The sequence below is a fragment of the Kribbella catacumbae DSM 19601 genome, assembly GCF_000372465.1.
Taxonomy (GTDB): domain Bacteria; phylum Actinomycetota; class Actinomycetes; order Propionibacteriales; family Kribbellaceae; genus Kribbella; species Kribbella catacumbae.
Genome location: NZ_AQUZ01000113.1, coordinates 1 through 4,968 on the forward strand (window position 1 = coordinate 1; position 4,968 = coordinate 4,968).

The 4,968-nt window shown below is 62.8% G+C and carries 6 protein-coding genes; 4 read left to right on the plus strand and 2 right to left on the minus strand.

The features are described 5' to 3' along the window. The 3 genes from A3ES_RS50705 to A3ES_RS0145105 all read left to right on the plus strand — a co-directional run. Positions 1 to 180: hypothetical protein (locus A3ES_RS50705; RefSeq protein ID WP_040457248.1), on the plus strand; the 180-nt coding region annotated here is incomplete at its 5' end. Positions 181 to 217: 37 nt separating this feature from the next. Then, positions 218 to 484, plus strand: a complete 267-nt coding sequence (locus tag A3ES_RS50710; RefSeq protein WP_020393417.1) for a WXG100 family type VII secretion target — start codon at positions 218 to 220, stop codon at positions 482 to 484. A 110-nt stretch (positions 485 to 594) separates the two neighbouring features. Continuing rightward, a complete protein-coding gene (locus A3ES_RS0145105) occupies positions 595 to 1,797 on the plus strand; it encodes an NHL repeat-containing protein (RefSeq protein ID WP_020393418.1) in 1,203 nt (400 codons plus the stop codon). On the opposite strand, the gene A3ES_RS0145110 is transcribed toward A3ES_RS0145105, so the two are convergent. Both A3ES_RS0145110 and A3ES_RS0145115 read right to left on the minus strand, forming a co-directional pair. Beyond that, positions 1,798 to 3,684 (minus strand): hypothetical protein, encoded by a 1,887-nt coding sequence (locus A3ES_RS0145110; RefSeq protein ID WP_020393419.1) that lies wholly within the window; start codon positions 3,682 to 3,684, stop codon positions 1,798 to 1,800. Then, positions 3,677 to 3,976 carry a hypothetical protein gene (locus A3ES_RS0145115; protein ID WP_020393420.1) on the minus strand — a complete coding sequence of 100 codons (300 nt, stop codon included), beginning with the start codon at positions 3,974 to 3,976 and terminating at the stop codon, positions 3,677 to 3,679. The genes A3ES_RS0145110 and A3ES_RS0145115 overlap by 8 nt, the downstream gene beginning before the upstream one ends. Positions 3,977 to 4,155: 179 nt before the next feature. Here A3ES_RS0145115 and A3ES_RS0145120 point away from each other — a divergent pair, with 179 nt between their 5' ends. Beyond that, on the plus strand, positions 4,156 to 4,848 hold the full coding sequence (locus A3ES_RS0145120; RefSeq protein WP_157631092.1) for a hypothetical protein: 693 nt from the start codon (positions 4,156 to 4,158) through the stop codon (positions 4,846 to 4,848). Positions 4,849 to 4,968: the final 120 nt, after the last annotated feature.

The window sequence follows — 4,968 nt, forward strand, 5'->3', positions numbered from 1 at the left end:
GACGAATCCGCCGCCTGCACCGTCACCTACGCCAAATCCGGCAACTACACCCTCACCGCCACAGTCCGCTGGACCGTCCAATGGTGGCTGTTCGGCACCCGCCAACCCGACATCACCGGCCCCAACCAAACCGCCACCCTGCCCATCACCGTCGGCGAAATCCAAACCGTCGACAGATAAGCCCGTACATGACACAACGAACAAGATGAGGATCACGATGAACAACATGGTCGGCGGCAGCCTGCCCGAGATGGACGCCCTCAAGACAAAGCTCGACGCGTTCAAGAACGAACTCAGCCAGCTGAAATCAGCATCGACCAAGGTCGTCACCAGCACCACCTGGAAGGGCAAGTACGCCGACGACTTCCGCGCCGCCTGGCAGCTCTGCCAAAAAAACATCACCAACATCGAAACCGACCTCAACAACGCCTCGGCCGCAGTCCAGAAAAACCGCCAAGCCATCGCCCAAGCCACCGGCAGCTGACCACCACCACCACCGAGCCGGCGGGACCACACCTCGCCGGCTCAGGCACGCCACGAGCCCTGCAACCCAACGGGAGAACTACCATGTCCGCCATGAGGTTGCGACGCACAGTGACGCTGACCCTGACAGCGGCCCTGCTGCTCAGCGGCTGCAGAGACGACGCCAAGGAAACTCCCACTGGTCAAGCGGTCGAAATCGTTGCAGGTGGCGGCACTAACCTCAACGCTGCGAAGTCACTCGATGCCATGATCATGGGATCGGTCAGAGACGTCGAGGTCTCTCGCGACGGCGTGGTCCGGCTTCTGACGAACAACTCCCCTGGTGGGGTGACCATCTGGGTCTTCCGACCCGACGGACGGACGCAGCGTATCGCCGTGGACCCGCAGATCCGCTCGGCAAGCCAACTGGCGGTAGGCAACGACGGAACCATGTACATCGCCCACTCGAACGGACCGGCGGGGCAGGTCTCGAAAGTTACGGCTGCGGGTAAAGTCCTCCGGATCGTCGGTGATGGCAAAGAAGGCTTCACCGCCGACGGCGGTTCGGCCTTGGGCGCCGCATCTCCCATCGAGGGCGTCGCCGTCGACCGCGAGGGCCGGCTCGTTTACGGCGAGCTGAGGTACTACTCTGCTGAGAAGCAGAACCTTGGCGTCATTCGCAGGGTTGGTGCTGATGGCCGGATCGCCACGATCGCGGGCACCTCCGGGCCGCTTCCCGGCTCGAAGTACAGCGAGATGATCGCCGCCTCAGTAGCCCCTCCCGCTGGTACCAAGGCGCTCCAGTGGTCGCTCCCAGGTGTTCTCCAGTTGAGGAGCCTCGTCGTAGATGGCGACGGCGTCATCTTTGCTCAGAGCGAGCGAGGGGTACTCCGCTTCCCCGCCGACGGGACGGTGCGGTCAGTAGTGCGACGCCGGGATGCAGATGCCGCGCCGGTTGGCCAACGACCGTTCGCCAATGAAGGTGATGCGGCCGATGCTGATCCGAGGTTTCAGACGAGTGCCGGCATCGCAGTGGATGGCGGCCATGTGGCGATGCCCGTCACAATTGCCCGTCCGGAGGACGCACAGCAGCAGCCAGCCGCGTTTCGCTGGCTAGGCGACTACAGCCCGGGCCAGCGGTCTCTCGTGGACAACGCCGCTCATCGGGCGGTCGGGCAAAGCTTGCAGGAGATCGTCCGTTTGGCTCGTCCTGATGGATCTGTGACTACAGCCGCCTGGTCCGTCCAAGGCGCAGCACTCGGTGATGGTTGGCTATACCTCGTAACCAGCGCAGATGACCAACTACTGGTCGGGCGGATCAAGCTGCCAGCCTGATCACTTACCCAGCTTGCCAAGTTGCCCGGCACCGAAGTCGCTCCAGGTGGCGTCTTGTACTGCCGGATCTTGCAGCCATGCGGCGAAAGCGCGCCGTGCGGCCGGCGACATGTCCTTCACCGGTAGGAATAGCGGGTCGTCCTTGCCGCCCATGAACTTGCCGCCGTACATCTTCTCGTAGTGCGCGGGATCACCGGACCAAGTTGTGCCCTGCGCATCGGTCACGGGTACGACACGGTGGTTGGTGAGGCTCTGCCCAGCCTTGAATTGCCAATCCGCGCTCATAGTCGCCCACTTCGTATCGGTCACGTAGACCGGCGGTTCACGGTCGAACCAACTGATGGCGAGGTCCTTGACCGCCTGGACACCGGCGCTCTTGACGATGCCGGTGATGGCGTTTCCCGCGGCTGCCGCAGACGCCATCAGCCCGCCCTTTGCGAAGGCTGCAGCGTTGGCGGGATCGACGATGTAGTCGACCCATTGCTTGACCTGGGCGTTGTAGTCGTCCACTTCCTTGCTGGCAGCCGTTTTCACGATGTTGAGCTGGTCGAGGAACCAACCTGTCACCTGACCGTTCTGGAAGGCAGTGAAGTTGTTCGCATCCCTGTACCGGGAGGTCTCCCGCGCTGCGATGCCCTTGGAGTACTCCGCATCCTTCGTGCCGAAGTAAGTGCTGAGAACTGCAGCGTTCTTGGGGTCCCACATGGCCTGCTGAACCAGCACGCTCCAGGCTGAGGCAGGAGCCTCGACGCCGGGGCGAGCGGGGTCGGAGTCGTTGAAGCACTCCGGTACGGGAGGGCCGCCCACTGACGCGCGTAGGTCGTCGTAGTACTCGGTGGCGATGGCGGTGTACGCACCCATGACGCCCGTGAACGGTGTGCGCTGAGGGTTGGTCTTGAGGTCCAGCAGGAGGCGACGGGTGAGCTCTTCGGCGGGGTTGGGCCAACTGGTGACTCCATCTGGGCGAAGTCCTTCGTAGCGCTCGCTGGCGTCGACCGTGGCTGACGTGATGAAGGCAGCGAGAGGGTCGCCCAGGTTGGCGTTCGAGGTGTCGGACCATCCAGGAAGCTGGCCGCGGATCATCTGCTGAATCTTGTCGAAGTTGGCTGAGTAGACATCTGCGGCCGCGATTGGTGAGCGCGCGATGATCGCGAGAATCTGGGCTGTGCGCTGGTTGTTACCGCTCAAGAGCTGGTTGGAATTGAGTGCGAGGTCACCGACGTGGATCAACAGCTTGTTGTCCCAGGTTCCTTGCCGCATGAGGTCGATCACGCCAGGGAACCTCTGGAGCCACCCGCCGTCGATGACGCCGCGATGGCTGGCGGTGGCGAAGACGTTTGCGAGGGTGGAGTATCGTCCGGCCGCTTCGGGATCGTCTTTGCCACTCCAGGCTTTGGGATTTCCCGTCGCAGCGGCCAACAGGTTGGCCGCGTCCGGACCGATCGCCTTTGCGAAAGCTTCCGCGAAGTCCGGATCGTGCTGATTCTGGGCAAGTTCTGCCCAGACCTCGGGCGGTAGCTTGCCTGCGGACGTATAGCGGGCGGCCAGTTCCTTGGCTCGGGCTGTGGCGGCTTCGGTGCTGGGGAAGTTGCCGGGCCATTCGCCGCTGACCATGGCGGGGGTGAGGCCCTGTTGCAGGCCTTCCTTTTGGAGTTGGGCGGCTAGGGCCTGGCGGCGTTGCAGCATGGGGAGTTCGTGGTCGATCCATTTGCCGATGGCAATCAGCCGGTCGATGGGGGTCGTTGCCACGTCCGCCTTCCAGAAGGCCTTCCGCAAGCTTGGGAGATGCGTGTTGATCAGCGCCTTGGCGTTCGCGAGGTCGTCATTCATCGCCTTCAAAGAGACAGGGTCGATGCCGACGAAATCCTTCTCCTTGGGTTCAGGCATTACCCAGCCGGATCTTCCAGCTCAGGAGCTCTTCCTCGGGACAGGTCGTCGGAGTGGTCGCGAGTTTCGCCGTGACTTCGTCGTCGAGCTTGTTCAGCTCGCTGATGTACGTCGCACGCTTGGCGGTCAGCTGAAGGCCCCAGGTCTTGGCCGTCGGCCCCGCCCACACGTTACCTGCGGCAAAGTTGCTGCCGGGGCGATCCAGCTTCCCGTTGAGCTTGCGCTGAACCTCGCGCACTGTCTTCTGCAGGTCCGTCAGATAAGCATGCAATGGATGCGGCACATTCCCCATGACGTCTATCGTACGATGAAGCCAGCGCACCGGCAGAGCTGTTTACCCTTGGCACACAGGGAAATCGCAGCGCTGCACAGAAGCTCACACCTGTCCATCCCAAGTGCTTGCAGCTTCCTGCAAAATCCAGGTTCTGCAGGAGGGCCGCGCCACTTGGTTCCATCTGTGAAAGCAACGAGATGACGACACCTGGCCGACGTATCGCCAACGCTGTCAGCGGCGTTCTCCTCATCGGGCTGGCGTTCGGCGGCTGCGATTCCTCAGAACCTGACCCACCCAGCGGCTCGGGGACTACGACGAGCACGCCTTCGCCCACCCCGACCGCAGTAGTGAACTCGGCCGTGACAATGACGATTCGCCCGAGCAAGCAGAAGCTATCGGTGCGCCAACAGCAAGTCACGGCGGTCTTCACGGAGTTCATCGAAGCCCAGAACCGATTCGATTCCCATCCCTGGATCATGGATCCGGTTTACCAAAGCCTGGTCCTGGCGGCTGGGCCATACGCACCCATCGAGACTGATGTCACGGGGTTGATCGGTCCTGTCACCATTCATGTGTTGTCGGTCGAGGACGTGCCCGACCAGCAGGTGAAGGTCAACTACTGCGTCGACGACCGCGGCCTTCGCTACCTGGGCAGGGACGGCAAGGTAGACATCCCCGGACCCGCTGGGGACAAACTGCGAAGTACTGTCGCGTTCCAGGCCACCCAGTTCAAGTTCACCGCCGACCCTGCAGTCGACGGCAAGCCTGCGAAGTCTCCTCGCTGGCTCGCCGCGACCGGTGAGTCCTCCGACGGGGAGAGGTGTAAGGCGATCAGCGCATCGCCACCGCCGCCAGCTCCCACCGAGACAACGGTCCAGGTTCCTTCGTAGACGCCGGCTGACGGCTTGCAGGTTCCTGCAACTTGCCGCGACTGGTTGCGGACCCGCTGTCACCTACGATCAGGTGTTTGTATCAGATCTCGGGGAGGCTGGAGTGAACCGGTACGGCGC

What these genes read in the sequence shown, in the direction of transcription:
- A3ES_RS50710 (WP_020393417.1), top strand. Translation starts at nt 218, where the DNA reads ATGAACAACATGGTCGGCGGCAGCCTGCCCGAGATGGACGCCCTCAAG.
- A3ES_RS0145110 (WP_020393419.1), bottom strand. Translation starts at nt 3,684, where the DNA reads ATGCCTGAACCCAAGGAGAAGGATTTCGTCGGCATCGACCCTGTCTCT.
- A3ES_RS0145115 (WP_020393420.1), bottom strand. Translation starts at nt 3,976, where the DNA reads ATGGGGAATGTGCCGCATCCATTGCATGCTTATCTGACGGACCTGCAG.
- A3ES_RS0145120 (WP_157631092.1), top strand. Translation starts at nt 4,156, where the DNA reads ATGACGACACCTGGCCGACGTATCGCCAACGCTGTCAGCGGCGTTCTC.